This window comes from Roseateles sp. GW821-FHT09G03, assembly GCF_059416045.1.
Map to the genome: position 1 here is coordinate 1 of NZ_JBWKOK010000007.1, position 17666 is coordinate 17666.

The window sequence follows — 17666 nt, forward strand, 5'->3', positions numbered from 1 at the left end:
GGCCGGCAGGGCCAGCCCGCCCGCGCCGACCACCCGGCCCGCGGCCAGCAGCACGGTGCCGTCGGACGCGCGCACGTCGGCCGCCAGCACGGTCCCGGCAGGCAGCGTCAGCGCGGCGTCCAGCGTGACCGCCGTCGGCAGCACCAGGCCCGCGGGCAAGGTGACGTTGCGCGCCGTGATGGCGTAGTTGAGCGTCTTGCCCTTGGGATAGACCGTGCCGTCGTCCAGCGTCACGCCGGACACCGGCACCACCACGTCGCCGCCGAAGCGCTGCACGCCCGGGGTCAGGATCCAGCCCGCGTCGTCCGGCGTCTCCGGCGGCGGCGCGAAGCCGTCGTTGATGCTGCCGTAGATCGACAGGTTGCCGCCCGCGCGCAGCGTCAGCATGCCGACCTCGCCCGAGCCGTAGACGGCCGTGCGCGGCGTCTTCGGATTGAGGCCGGCGTAGCGCTGGCCGGACAGGTCGAGATCGCCGCGCACGACGATGTCGCCGTCCGGCGTCGCGCTGTCGATCTCGACGGCCGGACGCAGGTGCAGCACATCGCCGTAGGCCGCGTGGGTCAGCCCGCCGAGCTTGCCGTCCAGCAGCGCGCCGTTGGCCAGCGCGGCGTCGATGAAGCGCGTCGATTCGGCGTGCTTCGCGTCCAGGTAGGCCTGGTCGACGACCTGGTACGGACGGCCGCCGGCGACCGGATCCGTGCCGACCGGCGCGTCGGTATAGACCTGCTTGCCGTAGACCGCGATGGACTTCGCGCCCAGGACGTCGATGCGGCCGCGCGCGTCGATGGCGATGTCGCCGAAGGTCGCCGCATCGGCGTCGCTCGCGAGGCCGGTCCCGCCGATGCGGGCCGCGTAGAGATCCAGCGTGCCGCGCGCGGCGCCGTCGCCGCCCGTCGAGCCGGTGCCGTGGCGCAGGTCGATGCGGGCGCCGTCGCCCAGCGTCAGCGTGCCGGTGCCCGCGTCCAGCGTCACCATCGCCCGGTTGGGGCTGTCTATGACCTGGCCGCGGCTGTCCACGCGCAGCACCGTGCCGTGCGCGTCCAGCACCGCCGTGCCGGCGATCGTCACGCCGTCGGCCGCCGCGAGGCGGATGGCGCCGACCTGCTCGCCGCTGGCGTCGACCTTGCCGGCGACCGTCAACTGGCCGCCGTCCAGCGACACGTTGATCTGGCGCGCCTTGAGCCCGTCCCCGATCGTCAGATCGCCCTGCTTGAGCTGGAAGCTGCGCTCGCCGAAGAACCCGCCGTCGTTGAGGCGCTGGTTGAGCGTGGCGAACTCGCCGCTGAGGTCGCCGCCGAGGCCACTGTCACCGAGCTTCTGCGCGCGCAGGTCCAGCCCGCCCGCGCTGTACGGCACCAGCGTGCCGCCTGCGTCGTAGTGGCCGGTGGCACTGCCGAGCAGTCGGCCATCGAGGTCGACGCGGCCAGCGGCGGCGTCGAGGGCGACCACGCTCAGCAGGCCCGCGTTGTTGTTCTTCGCGGAGAGGTCGATGACCGAGCCCGCCGCCTGCGTGACGTTGCCGTGCTCGCTCTGCAGCAGCACGTCGCCGCCCCAGGAGAAGCGGGTGACGTCCTGCATCGCGACCTCGCGTCCGGCCAGGTCCAGCCGCGCGCGATCGGTCAGGACGATGTCGCCGTCGGCCTTCACGACCAGCTTGCCGCTGGGCAGCGCGACGGCGGTGTCGATGCGCACGCTGGCCCCCTTCAGGTCCAGCTCGGCGCCGAGCTGCGCGTCCTTCGGGGAGACCGCGAGCGGCCCGCCCGACGGCGCCAGCAGTTCCAACGCGCCGCCGGCCGTGATGCGGTTGATCGAACCGCCCTGCCCGGTCACCAGCGGCGCGGTCAGCGTCAGCTTGCCGCCCTCGTAGACCGGACCGTCGGCGCCCGCCGCCAGCGAGTGGTACACCGACAGCGAGCCCTTGTGGTTCGCCGTGATGCGCTCGCCCGCGGTCATCCGCACGTCGGCGAAACCGAGGATGGTGCGACCGAAGTCGTCCACGTTGTTCGGCTGGGCCTGCGGCCCGTAGCCGAACTCGATCACGTCGGCCAGGATGCGCAGCTGGCCGTCGCCGCTGCCCCGTCCGCCGACGATGGGCGCCGGCGCCACACCGCCGGTGCCGGCCCAGGTCAGATGGCCGGTGGCGATGGTGGCCACGTCCCCCGCGTCGCCGTGGCCGTAGATCGCCGGCGTCGACAGCACGAGGTTGGCGAGTGTCGACTTGCCCGTGGCCGAATCTATCGTGTCGAGACTGACGTTGCCGAACAGGTTGATCGACTCCGCAGCCGTCAGCACCAGGCGTTCGAGCGCCGGCGCGCCGGTCGAGGTGTCGCCCTTGAGCAGACGGTCCAGCACCGACTGGTTCAGCATCAGGCCCGGCGTGAGCGCGCCGCTCGCCTGCGCGGCGGCCAGGTCCTCGCGGCTGCCCGCGTTGATCGCGCCCACGGCCAGCACCAGGTTGCGCGCGCCGTAGCGCACGTCGTCGCCCATCTGGAAATCGCGGCGCGTGGCCGCCACCAGCGTGCCTTCGGCGTACAGCTGCGCGGGCGACGCGCCGGTCCCGGGCGTCTCGTCCCCGCCGATGCGGATCGCCCCGGCGCCTTGCGGCAGGGAGTCCGCCAGCGGCGCCAGCATGTCGACCACGCCGTTCGACGCGGCGACCACGGCCACCCGGCCCGGCCGGTACACGTAGCCGTTCGTCGAATCGAAGGCCACCTTGCCCGCGCCTATCGTGTTGATGCCGGCGCCCGAGGCGATGGTGATGCCGCCGTCGGCAGCGCCCGCCAGCAGGAAGACCTCAGGCGCGCGCAGGATCGCGCCCTCGCGCAACGCGACGGTGCCGGCCTGGGGCACCAGATCGACGAAGCCGCCCTGGTTGACGCCGTTGCTCTGCGCGCCGTAGCTCGAGCTCATCGACCCGCCGACCAGCAGCCGCGCCGCGCCCAGCGCGTTCAGGTCGCGGGCATGCACGGACACGCCGTCGAAGCCCGCGGTCGCCGAGGCGCCGTCGGCCAGGACCTCGATCCCGCCCGTGCCCGGCGTGCCCAGGGTCGTCAAGGACGCGGTGCCACCGTAGCCGCCCTGCGCGGGTGCGAAGTTCGCGGTGCCTTCGAAGCTCAGGCGGCCCTGGTCGGTCGGGCTCAGCCGGATCGACAGGTCCTTCGCATCGGCGGGCGTGAGCGCGCGCACGGTGCCGTTGAGCACCGCCTGCTGCCTGACGAAGTCGGCGTAGCCGGTCTCGTTGTACTGCGAGTAGCGCCTGACCACATCGGCCGGCGTGATGATCACCTGACTGGGCAGCTCGTCGCGCAGGCCGGTGTGGGCGATGCCCAGCGTGCCGGTCACCGCGAACGAGCCGTTGCGCATCGCGATCGCATGGTCCGGCGACTGGGCTGGGGCCACGCCGTTGAGCTCGACGCGGAAGGCCCCCGGCAGCAACGCGTAAGTCGACGGCATCAGCGTGTAGGTGCCCGCCGGCAGACCCGGCACGTCATGCGCGCCGATGGTGATCTGCTGGCCGATGCGCGGATCGACGGCGCCGCCCTTGTCGGCGGGCGCGTACCCCGAGGTCTGGCCGGGCACGATGGCGTAGACCGGGTTAGTGCCCAGGCCCGGCAACTGGAAGCCATCGCCGTCGACGCGCACCAGCGGATTCATCCGCGCATCGGTCGAGCCGCCGCGGCCCGAGACGAAACCCGCGCCGCGCAGGTCGCCGCCGCCGGACAGATCGAGCACCGCGCCCGCGTCGACGCCGACCTGCTCGCCGGACAACTGGATCCACGAGCCGTTGCCGACGCCCTGCAGCGCCACCGGCTTGCCGTCCACGGTGTAGCTCACGCCGTCGGCGGTGCCGCCGTAAGGCATCACCAGGCCGGCGGCGCTCACCGAGGTCAGGCTGCCCTCGCCCAAGGTCACGGACCGGGTGTCGCCGGAGCCTACCGTGAGCCGGCCCAGCGGCGCGCGCACGACGCCATCCTGGTCGATGTGCGCGCCATCCAGCGTCAGGCTGCCGAAGACCGAGTACGGCACGGCCGGCGCGGGGCCGTTCGCATCCGTGCGCTCGATGACCAGCCGCGTGCCGGGCGCAAAACCGGCGGTCAACTGCCGGCCGGCAATCACCCGCGCGGACACGCCGGTGGCCGGGTAGATCTGCGCCGCGCGCATCAGGATGCTGCCGGTCGACAGCAGTTCGGCGTCGCTCGCCGTGCTCGCCGTGCCCCCCATGCGTCCGCCGCCGATGAAGCGCAGGTCACCGTCGCTGAGCAGCTGCAGCTGGTCGAAGCCGGCCCGCTGCGCCGTCGAGAGCGGGGCACCGGTCACCGCGCCGTCCAGGCCCAGCGTCACGGTGCCCTTCACGTCCAACAGACTGCCCTTGGCGGTCAAGGTCGAGCGCGATCCCAGGGCCGTGACGCCCTGGTAGAACGGACGCACGTAGCCTTCCTGCGCCCCGTTGTCGGCGACGCCCGACAGCATCAGGTAGGGTGCGGACAGGCGCACATCGGACATGCCGCCGGCCTCGCGGCCCGAGGTCAAGGCCGCCGAGTACACGCGCAGCTCCCGGCCCATCGCCAGGTCCACGTCGCCCGCGAAGGTCACGGCGCCGTTGCTGTAGACGCTCAGCGACGAGAAGCCGCCGTCGCGCACCTGGTCGACGCCCAGCGCGCCGTGGCCGTACTGGAGGCCCGTCTGCGAGGACGCCGCGCCGTGCTGCTGCGAGATCGTCAGTTCGCGCAGCGCCAACACCTCGTTGGAGAGCCCGGTGGAGAGATAGAGAGGCGATTCCAGCGCCATCAGCAACTGGCCGCCCGAGGCGCCGGCGCCGCCGGCCTGCGCCCGCGCGGTGCCCTCGAGATAGACGCCGTTCGATGACGCGAGCTGGATGCTGCCGCCGTCGCTGGCCACGCTGCGGCGGCCGACGCCCGGCAGGTCCAGGTCCACCGAGGTGCCGGAAGCATCGAGCAGCGCACCTTCGCGCACGACGATGAACGCGTCCGAGGCGATGGCACGGCCCTGCGGCTCCTGCAGGGTGCCGCCGACGACGATGGTTCCCCCATCGCCGATCAGTCCGTACCGGCGGCCGAGCGCATCGGTCGCCACGGCCGAGGCCGCGGACACGTCGATCACGGCCTGGCTGCCGATGGTGATGGCGCGCTGGCTGGCCCAGCCGCTCCCCTGCAGGTCCCCCTGCGTCAGGCTGGCGCTGAAGGAGTCCTGCGGACCCAGCAGCGTCACCGTACCGCTCCTGGCTTCCAGGCGCCCGTCGACCTGGACGCCGCCCCGGCCCGCCAGGGTGAGGGACTGGCCCGGATCGACACGCACGGTGGCGCCCTGCCCCACCGTCACGGCGCCGCTGAAACGGTCGGCGACGGGGACGTTGGTGGCCTGGTCGTTCGCGACGCCGCCGGACAGCGAGAGGCTCGCGCCCTGGCGCTGCGTCATGACGCCCGTCGATGCGTTTTCCTGGTACAGCGCCGGCAGCCACGGCGAGAAGGCCGCCGCGGGATCGGCGCCGACCGGCAGCGCCGAGCGGTCCGCGCGCAGCACCGGCATGAGCGCTTCCACCGTCGCGCCGTCGGCGACGCTCAGGCCCAGTCGGCCGCGCACGTCGTAGCGGGAGAAACCGCTCTGGAACAACGCGGTGGACAGCGAGGTCGTCGCGCCCACGGCCACGTCCGTCGGCAGGCTCACGCCGGCCGCCAGCCGCGTGCCCGCGGCCAGGGTCAGCGTCAGCTGGAATGGCGCCGCGTCGCCGGCGTGGAAGCGGTTCACGCGGTCCGCGATGGGCACGCCGTTGGGGAACACGCTCGCGGGAATGACATAACCCGCGAAAGCCGCCAAGACTTCGGGACGGCTGTCGAAGCTGAGCCTCGCGCCCGCCGGCACGCGATCGAGCAGCAGCGGCGGGACGCCCAGGCCCATGTTGACCTCCAGCCCCGTCGCCGTCCGCCTGGCGGAGCGCCCGTCGAGCTGGAAGCCGTAGCTGCCCGCGGGCGGCAGCCAGTCCGTCGCGGTCACGATGGAAGCGGATGGCTTGAAGCCCGTGGGGCCGACGACCTCGCCCGGCTGCACCCAGTTCACCGTGTACTGGTAGTCGATGGGCAGCACACCGCCCTTGGGCACGTCGACGACCTGCGCATCCTTCAGGATCAGATCGACGAGGGCGGCCTGACCCGCCTTCAGCACGCCGCCGGCGACGGCCTCGCCGCCGATGGTGATGGCGCTGCCCGACTCGATGGACAGGGCGCCGCCGCCCTTGACGCCGTGACCCTTGATCGTCGCGTCCAGCGTCAGCACGGCGGCGGCGTTGCCCTGGCCGGTGCTGACAAGACCCGACCCCAGCTGCACGGAACCGCCCTTGCCCCCCACGGTGCTGCCGTCGCCCTGCAGCGCGGCACCGGAGGACACGTCGATCGTCGATCCCTTCTCGAGCGTCACGCTGTCGGTGGAGCGGATGCTGACGCTGCCACCGTCGAGATGCGCCGCCTGCCGCGCGTCGCCGTCCGCGCGCAGGTCGACGAAACGGCCGGACGCATCGAGCGTCACGCCGCCGCGCACGGTCACGCCCGTCCTGCCGCCCGCAGGCGTGACCGGCGAGTCATCCCGCGCCGGCGTGTTGGCGGCGGCCTGCGCCTGCTTCAGCACATTGCCCACGCGGATCGTGCCGCCGTGCGCGACCAGGTTCCCGGCGACGTCCACGGACGGCGCATACAGCGTGATCTCGCCGCCGTCGGCGACCTGCAACGCGCCGGACACGCCGATCTCCCGCTTCGCCGCGAGCTTCACGCCGCCCAGGTCCGCCGCGTTGAGGCTGTCCGCGCCGAGCACGATCACGCCCTGGCGGTCCGCCGCCACCGCGTCGCCCAGCTTGACCGTGTCCGCCGTCGCCGGCGCGGTCGGCTTCAGCATCACGCTGTCGACCACCGCGTCGAGGCGATGGGACAGCACGCCCGAGCTCGTATCGAAGAGCGGCCGGTACTGGCCGACGACCAGTTGCGCGCCGCGCGCGGCGGCCTGCTGCGACTGGTTGTAGCCGTCCAGTCCCGCCTGCGGCGCCTGGGTCTGCTGCGGTCCCTGGTAGGTGTCGCCGATCAGCGTGCCTTCGAGCACCGCGCTGCGCGTCGCGATCACCAGCGTGCCGGCGTCGCGGCCGACGGTGTAGCCGTTCTCGAGCCGCTCCCGCGGCGCGATCAGCGGGTTGTAGTAGGTCTCCTGCGCGCCGGCGCCCCACCGGACGTGTTCACCGGTGAAGCCCTGATACAGCCCCTTGTAGAGGATGTCGCCCGGCGCGCTGGAGACTTCATAGAGCTGCCCGTCATCGCCGCGCAGCCAGGTCTGGCGGATCTTGCCCGCGGCCACGTCCAGCGAGCCGCCGGACAGGTTGATGCGCGAGCCCGCGCGCGTCACCACGTCGCCGCCGCCTATCGACACCGTGCCGCCTTGCGCCATCCATTCGCCGACGCTGTGTCCGCCGGTGGCCAGGTAGCCGGAGACTTCGAGCAGGCCGCCCGCGGTGTACCAGCGGTCGGTCGCATAGCCGTTGGTGCCGGCCGGCACCAGCACCAGCTGGCGGCGGTCCACCCACAGGTCCTGGCTGTTGAGGCTCTTGTCGTCGCGGTTGACCGGCGCGTCGCGCTGCTCGTTGCCCTGCGCGTTGATCAGGACGTTGTTGCTCTCCATCGCGACCTTGACGCCGACCGCGCCGGACACGTCCAGCGCCGCGTCCTTGTCGACCAGCGTGCGCTTGACGGCCTGCACGGCGATCTCGCCGCCGGTGGCCAGCGTCATCGAATTCCCCTGGAACTCGACCGTGCCGCCGCTGACGATCTCGACCCGCGACAGGTCGCGGCGGTCGACGATCGTGCTCAGGTTGTCGAAGACGCCGCTCGCCTGATTGCCCGGCGCGGTGCCGAGATCCTTCAAGGCCGCGTCGCGTTGCGCGTCGAGCGCGGTGCCGGACGCCGTGTCCAGCAGGATCGCGGTGGTCGAGCCCTTGCCCAGCGTCACCGTGCCGGTGTCGTCGCTGGCGCGCGTGGACAGGTGCACCGTGCCGCGCTTCGCGGTGGACGTGCTGGCGACGACGACGCCGCCCTGCGTGACCGCGTGGCCGGTCAGCGTGATGTCGCCGGTGGCCGCGGTGATCAGGCCGGTGTTGACGACGGTGCCGGCAGTGCTGCTCGCCGCGCGCGTCGTGGTGACTTCATTGCCGACAGTGGTCGAGCCGGCATTGCCGTCCGTGCCCGCGCCCTTGCGGATGACGAAGGCGTCGCCCGCGGCCAGCACGGCCTGCCCCGACGGCGTGGCGATGCCGCCGTCGTTGCGGACCTCGGCGCCCAGCAGCATCGCGTAGCCGCCGCCTTGCGTGGACGTGGCGGGTTTGGCGGTCGCGATCCGCGCGCCGGCCTGCACCTCGACCTTGCCGAGCGCGTCGAAGAAGCTGGGCGACGATCCGCTCGAATACACGCCCGCGGTGCGGAACTGGTCGTCCGAGATCCGCGCCGCCGCAGCGACGAGGTTGCGCGTGTTGATCTGGCTGGTGCCCGAGAACACGATGCCGTTGCGGTTGACGATCAGCACCGTGCCGTCGCCCTTGATCTGGCCCTGGATCTGCGAGGGCCGCATCGCCGGGTCGTTGATCTTGTTGAGCACCGCCCAGTCGGCCTGCTGGTGGAACTGCAGCGTCGTGTTGCGGCCGACGTTGAAAGTCTCCCAGTTCAGGATCGCGCGGCTCTCGGTCTGCTCGATGTCGACCGTGGTCTTGCCGCCGCTGACCGTCTGCGTCGGCGCCTTCGCGCCCAGCCAGCCGGCGGTGAGGCTGTTGGTGTCGACGGCCAGGCCGTCCTTGACCAGGCCGTCCGGCACCGCGCCCGCGCCTCCCGCAGCCGCACCGGCAGCGGCGCGCGCGGCGGCCTGGCGGGCCTGCTCCGCGGCGATCGACTGCGCGGTCAGGCCGAGGTTGGCGATCGAGGTCTTGAGCTTCTGACGCGCCGCGTCGGACTGCTGCTGCGCCGCGGGCAGTCCCGCGGGCTTGCCGTTGGGCAACTTGCCGCTCTGCGCTGCCGCGTTCTGCGCCGCGCCCTTGGACGCGAACCACGCGGGGCTAAAGGCCGTCTGCGCCTGCGCGGCACCCATCCCGCTGAACGTGCCGCCGACGGCCACCGTCAGGGCCACCGCGCGCGCCAGCGGCGCCATCTGGAATGCCCGGTCGTTCGCGCCCGCTCCCGCCTGCAGGCCCTTGTGCTTGGTCTTCATGAGTCGTCTGCCCAATCGCTGTGATCGCTGTGGTCCGTTGCGTCCCCCGGCCTCTGTCGTGCCGGTGGTGCCTGCTCCTTGACGATTGCGACCGCGCGAAACCGCAGCGGGGCACGGCGAAAAAAACGGCGAGGAGAGACGGCGGTGCGCGATGGGTGCGCGATGGGTGCGAGACGGGCGCGTTCAGCCCGACGCGAGCGGCTTCAGCTGAGCACCAGCACGTGCGTGGGCAGATGGGTCGCGTCCAGCTTGAACGAGTGCTGGATCTGCAGCAGCGCCGTATCGAGCTCCGCGATCTTGATGCGTGCGGTGACCGTCTGGCGCCGCACCGCGTCGCCGACCAGCACCACGCGGCCGGCCCGGTAGCGGTTGATCTCGTCGATCACCAGCGGCAGCGGGGTCTGCTGGAACACCAGCTCGCCGCGGCGCCACGCCGACAGCTCCGCGGGCCGGGCCGCGGCGATGTCGCTGATCGCGTCGGCGCGGTAGCGCAGCAATTGCGCATCGCGCAGCGTGCGTTGCCCCGCCGGATGGTCGACGGTCACCGCGCCCGACACGCAGGTCACACAGGTCTGGCCGTCGATCAGACGCACCTCGACGCTGGCACCGGCGGCGGCGATGACGCGCCCCACGCCCGCGACGATGCGGAAGGGCTGACTGCCCGCCGGCACGTCGACACCGGCCTCGCCTTCGATCAATTCGAGGCCGCCGGGCGCGCCCGGGTCCGCGGCGAGACGGCGGACGCTGGTGCGTGTATTCAAGGCGACCCGCACGCCGCCGAAGTCGATCTCGCGCTGCTCGCCGGCGGCCGTGCGCTCATCCGCCCCCCACATCCGCAGGGACGGCCACAGGTCCAGTGGCGCGTACGCAGCCACCGCCGCGGCGCCCGCGCCGCCGAGCGCGAATCCGATGAACGCGCGCCGGTCCGGCCGCGCCCGCGCAAGCACCTCGCGGTGCTGGCGCGCGAGCGCCGGATCGGCCCGCAGCAGCTCCGCGCCCGCTGCGCCGATCAACTGCCACTGGCGCGCCGCCTCCTGCACCGCCGCGAGGCGCTCCGGCGCCGCGTCGACCCAGCGCTGGAAGGCCTTCGCCTCCCAGCGCGTCACGCGCCCGGAATGCAGCTTGCGGACCCAGGCCCGCGCGTCCTGGAGCAGCTCGGTCGGCAGGGAGTCGGTGGAGAACGTCATGTCGATGGTGGGAGGTGGGGTCGTCCCGTTCAAACCCTTACTTCCCCTGGACGGATGGCGCGGGCAGAAACCGCAGTCGCGGCAACGGATTTTTCAAAAAAATGTCTTGGTGCGAGGACCGCGCAATCGTGAAGCCATGGATTCAGACCTTGCGGTCCAGACGTTCCGCGCAGAACTCCTGCGCGGCCTTGAGCTCGGATTCCACCGTCCGCAGCGAGATGCCGAGGTGCTTCGCGACCTCCTTCTGCGGCCAGCCCTCGAGGCGCACCAGCAGCACGACCTCGCGCCGGCGCGCCGGCATGTCGGTCAGCGCGGTCATCAGCAGCGTCATCTCGGAACGGACCTCGGCCAGCTCCGCCGGACCCGGCGACGGATCGGGCAACGCCTGCATCAGCTCGTCGACCTCCTCGCTGGACATCATCCGGCTCTGGCTGCGCTGCACGTCGATCGCCAGGTTGATGCCCATGCGCACCAGGTAGGCCTGCGGGTTCTGGACCGGGCCGGAGATCGTCGGCTCGCGCTGCAGCCGCAGCCAGACCTCGTGCAGCGCGTCGCTGGCCAGATCGGCGTTGCCGAGCTTGATCGCCAGGCTCTGGCGGATCTGCTCGTAGCGCTGCACCAGCAGGTTGCGCAGTTGCGGGATCACGCCCTCGCTCATGGTGGCGTTCCCCGCGAGCGTCCCGGCGGCGTGGACGGAGGGAAGGACGGCATTGGCGGCGTCGGCGGCATCGCTTGCGGCGGTAGTTGCGGCGGCACTTGCGATGGCGACTGCGTTTCAGGGCAGGCCGTGCCGCCGTCGGCGTCTCCGCCGGCGCGCGGCAGGATCACCAGCGCCAAGGGCTGTGCGAGACGCGCCGGCGGCGCGGCATCCAGGCGCAGGCCCTGCAGCGTGTCGACGATCGCCCGGTCGCGGGACGGGCTGCCGGTCGTCGCCACCAGCCGAGGCGCGAGCAGCCGGCCCGCCGTGTCGACCTCCAGCATCAGCACCGCGCGATAACGGCCCGGCGCGGTCTCGCCGCGCGCGCAAAGCGCTTCCCAGACGCGGCGCTGCACCAGGCCGTCATAACGACGGTCGTTGGCGGCCGCTGCGGACACAGGCAGCGGCGCCTCGTCCAGCACGCGCAGCACGAAGGACGTCGTCGCGCCGGCGCCGACGCGCTCCGCGCGCAGCTGCGTGCCGGCGAGCAACAGGTCCAGCGCTTCCCGTGCCGTGTGACGGCCACGCACGCCGGCCGATACGCGCCCCGCGACGACCTCATCGCTGAACAGCACGGTCTGGTCGGTGACGACGGCGTAGCGCGCCAGCGCGGCCCCCAGGTCCTGCGCGGGAATGTCGAAGTCCAGCGGCAGCGGATCCTGCCGGCTCGGCATCGCCGTCACCGATCCCGCACCCGGTCCCGCCGCGGGCGCGGCGGCCGTGGTGGCGGGAACTCCGGCAAAGGACAGCGCGCACGCACAGGCCGCGGATCGCATCAGCACACCAGGAACACCTTCTGCAAAGGGACGGATGTTTCCGGCGTTACGTTGCGACCCGATGACGATTGCGCGACGTCTCGCGCGCGCGTCTATCGGCGAGGGATTACCCGAGCATGGCGCGGCCCCCGTGCTCGTTCGGCCTGCCGAGCGGCGCGTTGGCGGCCGGGACGTGACCCGGCGGCGGCACCTCGAAATGCTGCGTCCGCAGCGCGTGCAGCAGCCCGCGGTTGATGCGGAACTCCTCGTGGTCCGCCTGCAGCATCGCGCCGGTGTTGAGGCACCGGTAGACGATGTCGATCACGTGCGGATCGCCGGCCACGCGGTTGAGGTCCTCGACGAAGGCCTCGACCTCGGGCAGCGCCTCGGACCGCAACAGGTAACCGACAAACCAGCGCCACAGCATGTTGAAGACCAGCCCCTCGCGCACGCGGCGCGGGTCGGACAGCGAGTACACGACCTGCAGCAGCCAGGCGCGCGTGATCATCCGCGCGTCGAGCCCGCTGCGGCATTGCCGCGTGAGCTCGTTCATGAACAGGCCCTCGTACGCCAGCGTGCTGTCGATGGCCTCGCGCAGCGCCACCAGCGGGTGGTCCTCCGGCACGAAGGACTTCAGGTGATCGGCCGCCATCCACAGCGGATGCGACACGATCCACACCCATGGCACGCCGTACCGGTCGACGGGGACCGGCTTGCTCCGCGCGATCTCCACATGCCGGGACAGTTCCTTGTCCAGCGTCTGCATCGAGACGCCCTGCATGTAGTCGTTTGGGACATCGGGCTTCGGCCTCATTTTTCCCATTCATTTCCTCCATCCCTGATGGTGGACGACCGCTCGCGGACAACCATCGATCGCGATGCGGTGTGCCACTCTTCATCCAGACGAACGGGGCCCGCGGAAACCGCAGGCGCCCGCTTCAGATTCACTTCGGATTCATTGCGGACTCACTGCGGACTCACTGCACGCGGACCAGTCCCGAGGTATTGCGTTGTGCGGCGGGCAGAGCCGGCGCAGGAAACACGCGCCGTTCGCCGTCGCGCGCGATCGTGATGCCGGCGGGATCGATCGCGGCAAGCGTCGTGCCACGGGTCAGCGTTTCGCCGACGAGGTACGCGCGGGGCGGCGTGTCGTTGACGCGCAGCAGCGCGACGGCACGGCCGTCGCGGACCGCGAGGCCAAGCACGGCGATGTCGATGCGCAAGGCGCCGGGGCCGAGCCAGCCGGCGACGGTGCCCGCGACGGGATCGGCGGGCAGCGCGGCCGAGGACGGCGCGGCCGTCGCGGAGACCGGCGTCGGGGCCGCGGGCGGATCCAGGCGCTTCACCCAATATCCGGTGACGGCGGCCACCGCCGCGACGCCCACCACGTGCGCGACGAAGACGGGCGAGATCGTCCTCGCCCCTTTCAGGAATGCAGGCATGTGAATGTCCTCCTTGACCATTCATCCGCGTGGCCGGCATTGGTCGCCGTTGTCCGCGCGGGACCCGATTGATAACAGAGCCAAATGAGCGGCGCGTGTCAGTCCTTCATGCCGTCGCCATATCGCACGCCTAGGCTTGTGCGATGTCTTCCCTCGCGACGTCTTCCATCCTTCGCGCGCGCGGCTTCACCTTGATCGAGGTGATGGTGGTGCTGGTCATCATCGGCATCGCCTCGGCCGCAGTCTCGTTGAGCATGCCGCCGGATCCGGCCGCGACGCTGCGGCAGGACGCGCGCGAGCTCGCGCTGCGGCTGGCCGCGGCGCAGCAGGAGGTGCGCATCGACGGCCGCGTGATCGCGTGGGAAGCTCAACGCGACGGCTACGGCTTCGTGCGCGGCACCTGGGTCGACGCGCCGGGCAGCGTGGTGCCGACCGTATCGACGGCAGGCGAACTGGATCGCTTCGATCGCGACGAGGCACTGCGCCCGCGTCGCTGGCGCGCGGGCGCGGTCGACGTCGCGCCGGCCGCGCCGTTGCTGCTGACCTCGGAGTGGGTCGGATCGCCGGTCGACATCCAGCTGCGTCACGACGGGCACGCGATCGTCGTGACGCGCGACGCGTCGGGACGTTTCGTCGTCGGCCAGGTCGAAGCGATCGCGCAGGAATGAACCCATGAGCGCAAAGGCACGAACCAGGACAGCGATGCGCGACGAACGCGCCTTCACCTTGATCGAGGTGCTGATCGCGCTGGCCATCGTCAGCATCAGCCTGGCGGCGTTCGTGCGTCTGACCAGCCAGTCGACCGCGAGTGCCGGGGAACTCGAGATGCGGACGCTGGCGATGCTGTCGGCGCAGAACAGCATGAACGAACTGCGCATGGATGCGCTGCCGCCGCCCGGCGACCGGCAGGTCCCCTGCCCGCAGGCCGACCGCCCCTTCGTCTGCGACGTGTCCATCGGCGGCATCGACGCGGACACGCGCCGCGTGACCGTCACGGTGCGCCCGGATCGCGGCAGCGTGCGGCGGATCGTGACCCTGGAGTCGCGCATCGGGGAGCGCGGCGGATGAGGCCATCGAGACCACCGCGCGGCTTCACGCTGATCGAGGTGATGATCGCGATCGTCGTCATGGCGGTGCTGAGCCTGCTCGCCTGGCGTGGCCTGGACAGCATGAGCCGCACGCAGGCGCGGCTCGAGGAGCGCGCCGCGGAGACCGCGCAGCTCACGCGCGTGCTGCAGCAACTGGAGCGCGACCTGGACTGGCGCACGACGGTGGAGCTGCCCGCCCCGGCCTCATCGCTGGCCGCGCAGGCAAGACCTGGCACCGTTGCGGCCCTGGTGCCGCTGCTGCCTGCCGGCATGTCGGCGCAGCGATCCGCGCAGGCGCCCTTCGTGATCGAACTCGTCCGCGCGGCACCCGCCGCGCCGGGCCGCTGGCAGCGCGTGCGATGGTGGCGCCAGGGAGAGACGCTGTACCGCGCGGCGGGCGCGGCCGCGTCGGCCTATCCCCTGCCCGATCCCGTCGCGTCGGACCGCGTCGCCGTGCTCGACGAGGTCGAGGCCTTCGAGGTCCGCGCCTGGGCGCCGGGCAAGGGCTGGCAGCAATTGCCGGGCGCAGGCCCCGCGCCCGCACCGGCCTCCGGGCTGGAGATCACGCTGGCGCTGCGCCGCGGCACGGGGCCCGTGATGCGCTATCGCCAGGCGATCGCGTTGCAGTGATGGCGCCGGCACGACGCCATCGGCAGTCGACATCGACATCGAGGTCCGCAGCCGATATCCCCGCTCAGTCGATGTCGACAGTCGATGTCGGCGATCGACATCGACAGGCGGTGTCAGCGACCGATGCCTGCGCAAGCGCTGAGATTCCCGATCTCCTGCGGCGCGTTGATCACCAGGAAGTTCTGCAGCATCGCCGTCTTCCAGGCCGAGGTGAGCGGCGCCAATCCGCGTTGCACGAAGGTGGCATCGAAGGCGCCATTCTGGATGTTGGTGACGAACTCCTTGACGGCGTAGCCCGGCGTGCCGGCGCCGTTGGTGCCGGCCAGGTAGCACCGGCCGATCAGCAACTGCGACACGCCGTAGATCGGGTAAGCGCCGACCGGCACCGCATAAGCCGGCGCCCAGTTCAACGGATTGGCGCGCTGCAAGGTGCTCGCCGGCGGCGCCGGCAACGCCGCCTGCAGCCCCGCCACCGTCGGCAGGAAGCCGTCGACGCGCGCCACCTCCGCGTTGCCTCCGCTGGTGAGCATGGGATCGGGCGACTGGATGCCGAGCCGATGCGCCGTCTGCAGCGCCGTCCTGACCCCCGCGCTGCCGGCGGCCGTCAGCCACACGTCCGGCATGCCGTCGCCGTTCGCGTCGTCGGCGGCGCTCAGCACGGGCAGCGCCGACTGGACGACGATCCGCGGGTCGTTGGAGACCGTGAAGGTCTTGCCCGCCGGCAGATGCGGCGCGCAGGCCGCGCTCAGGAAACGCGACAGCCGCTCGATCGTGTCGCCGGGCTGCGGGAACACCACCTGGATCGCCGACGCGCTACCGATGCCGCCGTCGTCCGCGGCGGTCGTCACCTGGTCCCAGCGCCGCGCGGAGGCGTCGAAGGAGAAGATGCGGCAGAGGTCGCCGGTCGACAGGTTGAGCGTGACGATGCCCGGCTCGTTGTATGCGAGCAGCGTAGGCGCGATGAAGGCTGGGATCTGCAGCACCGGCCCGAGGGTCGTGGCCAAACCGCTCGCGTTGTACGCCGAGAGCTCGGCGGCCGTCAGCGGCATCTCAGTCGCGACCGCATGGACGTTGCCCGACAGTCCCAGCGGCGCGGCATTGTTCAACAAGAAGGCGGATTTCCCGGCGTTGCTGCCGACGGCGCTGTAGAGCCAGAAGCCGCTGATCGGGCCGAACTGGAAGATCTGCGAATAGGCCGGATGCGCCAGCGTCGAGCCGCCCGTCGCGACGATCTGGGCCGAGGCCCCAGCCGTGGCGAGCAGGCCGAGGATCGCCGTCGCGGCAGACGCGACGGTCTTGCGGATGAATGCGGTCATCGTGTGCTCCTGGAGGCTAGGGTCAGCGGCCGATGCCGGCGCAGACGGAGGTGCTGCCGATCTCGAGCGTGCTGCCCGAGGTGAGGAAGGCCTGCGTGATGGCGGTCCGCCACGCGGCCGGCAGGGACGCGAAGCCGTACTGGTCCTGCGGCCAGGCGCCGCTGACCATCTGGCTGATCAGGAGCTTCACCGCATTGGCCGCCGTGCCCGTTCCCGCGCCGCCGGCGTAACACTGCCCCACCAGCAGATTGGAGGTGCCGAAGATCGGATAGGACGAGGCGGGGAGCGCGTAGGCCGGCACCCAGTTCAACGGATTGGCGCGGGTGATCGTCGTGGCGGGCGGTGCGGGCATCCCCGCGCGCAGCACCTCCGGCTGGGGCAGGTAGCCGTTGATGCGGGCCACGACGTCGTTGGTGCTGCCGGTGTACCAGGGATGCGGACTCTGGAAACCCAATCGATGGTTGGCCTGGAGCGCCGCGTTCATGCCCGCGCTGCCCGTCACCGGCAGCCAGACGTCCGGCAGACCGTTGCCGTTGGCGTCCTCGGCCGCGGTCAAGGTCGGCAATGCCGTGGCGACGACGGTGCTGAAATTGTTCGAGACGGTGAAGAACTTGCCCGACGGCAGATAGGGGCCGCAGGCCGCGTTCAGGAAGCGCGAGAGCAAGTCCGTCATGCCGCTGCTCTCCTGCGGATAGACCAGTTCGATGGCGCTGCCGCTGCCGGCACCGCCGTCGTCGGCGAAGCTCGTGACCTGGCTCCAGTTCCGCGCGGCGGAGTCGTACGAGAAGATGCGGCAGATCTGCTCGGTCGACAGGTTCAGCGCCGTGACGCCGGCTTCCTTGTACGGCAGCAGCAGCGGTGTGATGAAGGCCGGGATCTGGATCAGGCGGCCGTAGTTGGCCACCGTCGATGAGGCGCCGTTGTTGTAGGCGCTGTTGTAGACGGTGATCTCCGCCGAGGTCAGCCTGGACTCGACCGCGGCCAGGTGCACGGGGACGATGCCACCAAAGTTGTTGGTCAGGAACGCGGTCTTCGCGGCCCCGTTGCTGGTCCCGTAATAGTTGAAGCCGAAGGGCAGGACGTCCAGATACAGCGGCTGCGGCAGCGTGGAGCCAGGCATGTTCACGGGGGTCTGAGCCAGGACGGGTGTCGCCGTGACGAGCAGGCCGGCGGCGGTGAGCGCCAGGATGGCGCCGGAGGCGAGGAGCGCTCGGAATGCGCCGAGCGCGCTGAATGCGCTGAATGCGCGGGGGGCGGTGGTCATCGTCTGTTCTCCCTGGAAGTTGCGCGGACAACGACCGCGCG

General features: G+C 71.5%; 11 protein-coding genes. 3 read left to right on the forward strand and 8 right to left on the reverse strand.

What is annotated here, in order from left to right; genetic code table 11:
- From AC07OZ_RS23060 to AC07OZ_RS23085, 6 genes are all read right to left on the reverse strand, one after another.
- Window positions 1–9246, reverse strand: a 9246-nt coding sequence (locus AC07OZ_RS23060) for a two-partner secretion domain-containing protein (protein WP_495469411.1), incomplete at its 3' end; no start/stop codon positions are given.
- A gap of 203 nt (window positions 9247–9449) precedes the next feature.
- Window positions 9450–10433: a FecR family protein gene (locus tag AC07OZ_RS23065; RefSeq protein WP_495469412.1), complete on the reverse strand. Its 984-nt coding sequence runs from the start codon at window positions 10431–10433 to the stop codon at window positions 9450–9452.
- Window positions 10434–10575: 142 nt separating this feature from the next.
- The gene (locus tag AC07OZ_RS23070) at window positions 10576–11091 is read right to left on the reverse strand and encodes an RNA polymerase sigma factor (protein ID WP_495469413.1); all 516 of its coding nucleotides are present in this window, start codon (window positions 11089–11091) and stop codon (window positions 10576–10578) included.
- A complete protein-coding gene (locus tag AC07OZ_RS23075; RefSeq protein WP_495469664.1) occupies window positions 11088–11906 on the reverse strand; it encodes an STN domain-containing protein in 819 nt (272 codons plus the stop codon). Before AC07OZ_RS23075 ends, AC07OZ_RS23070 begins: the two co-directional genes overlap by 4 nt.
- A 106-nt stretch (window positions 11907–12012) precedes the next feature.
- Window positions 12013–12699 carry a transposase gene (locus AC07OZ_RS23080; RefSeq protein ID WP_495469414.1) on the reverse strand — a complete coding sequence of 229 codons (687 nt, stop codon included), beginning with the start codon at window positions 12697–12699 and terminating at the stop codon, window positions 12013–12015.
- Between the two features lie 163 nt (window positions 12700–12862).
- A complete protein-coding gene (locus tag AC07OZ_RS23085; protein ID WP_495469415.1) occupies window positions 12863–13348 on the reverse strand; it encodes a hypothetical protein in 486 nt (161 codons plus the stop codon).
- A 122-nt stretch (window positions 13349–13470) separates the two neighbouring features.
- Between AC07OZ_RS23085 and gspH the strand changes: the two genes are divergently transcribed.
- The 3 genes from gspH to AC07OZ_RS23100 are packed head-to-tail and all read left to right on the forward strand — an operon-like array spanning window position 13471 to window position 15045.
- Window positions 13471–13995, forward strand: coding sequence for a type II secretion system minor pseudopilin GspH (gene gspH / locus AC07OZ_RS23090; RefSeq protein WP_495469416.1), 525 nt, complete (start codon window positions 13471–13473; stop codon window positions 13993–13995).
- Window positions 13996–13999: 4 nt separating this feature from the next.
- Window positions 14000–14395 (forward strand): type II secretion system minor pseudopilin GspI, encoded by a 396-nt coding sequence (gspI, locus tag AC07OZ_RS23095; RefSeq protein ID WP_495469417.1) that lies wholly within the window; start codon window positions 14000–14002, stop codon window positions 14393–14395.
- Complete coding sequence (locus AC07OZ_RS23100; protein WP_495469418.1) at window positions 14392–15045, forward strand: type II secretion system protein GspJ; 654 nt, start codon at window positions 14392–14394, stop codon at window positions 15043–15045. Before gspI ends, AC07OZ_RS23100 begins: the two co-directional genes overlap by 4 nt.
- Window positions 15046–15158: 113 nt before the next feature.
- Here AC07OZ_RS23100 and AC07OZ_RS23105 read toward each other — a convergent pair whose 3' ends face one another.
- Window positions 15159–16361, reverse strand: coding sequence for a substrate-binding domain-containing protein (locus tag AC07OZ_RS23105; protein WP_495469419.1), 1203 nt, complete (start codon window positions 16359–16361; stop codon window positions 15159–15161).
- A gap of 22 nt (window positions 16362–16383) precedes the next feature.
- Window positions 16384–17625 carry a substrate-binding domain-containing protein gene (locus AC07OZ_RS23110; protein ID WP_495469420.1) on the reverse strand — a complete coding sequence of 414 codons (1242 nt, stop codon included), beginning with the start codon at window positions 17623–17625 and terminating at the stop codon, window positions 16384–16386.
- Between the last annotated feature and the right edge of the window lie 41 nt (window positions 17626–17666).

Coding starts and splice junctions, on each gene's coding strand:
- AC07OZ_RS23065 (WP_495469412.1), bottom strand. CDS start 10,433: ATGACGTTCTCCACCGACTCCCTGCCGACCGAGCTGCTCCAGGACGCG.
- AC07OZ_RS23070 (WP_495469413.1), bottom strand. CDS start 11,091: ATGAGCGAGGGCGTGATCCCGCAACTGCGCAACCTGCTGGTGCAGCGC.
- AC07OZ_RS23075 (WP_495469664.1), bottom strand. CDS start 11,906: ATGCGATCCGCGGCCTGTGCGTGCGCGCTGTCCTTTGCCGGAGTTCCC.
- AC07OZ_RS23080 (WP_495469414.1), bottom strand. CDS start 12,699: ATGAGGCCGAAGCCCGATGTCCCAAACGACTACATGCAGGGCGTCTCG.
- AC07OZ_RS23085 (WP_495469415.1), bottom strand. CDS start 13,348: ATGGTCAAGGAGGACATTCACATGCCTGCATTCCTGAAAGGGGCGAGG.
- gspH (WP_495469416.1), top strand. CDS start 13,471: ATGTCTTCCCTCGCGACGTCTTCCATCCTTCGCGCGCGCGGCTTCACC.
- gspI (WP_495469417.1), top strand. CDS start 14,000: ATGAGCGCAAAGGCACGAACCAGGACAGCGATGCGCGACGAACGCGCC.
- AC07OZ_RS23100 (WP_495469418.1), top strand. CDS start 14,392: ATGAGGCCATCGAGACCACCGCGCGGCTTCACGCTGATCGAGGTGATG.
- AC07OZ_RS23105 (WP_495469419.1), bottom strand. CDS start 16,361: ATGACCGCATTCATCCGCAAGACCGTCGCGTCTGCCGCGACGGCGATC.
- AC07OZ_RS23110 (WP_495469420.1), bottom strand. CDS start 17,625: ATGACCACCGCCCCCCGCGCATTCAGCGCATTCAGCGCGCTCGGCGCA.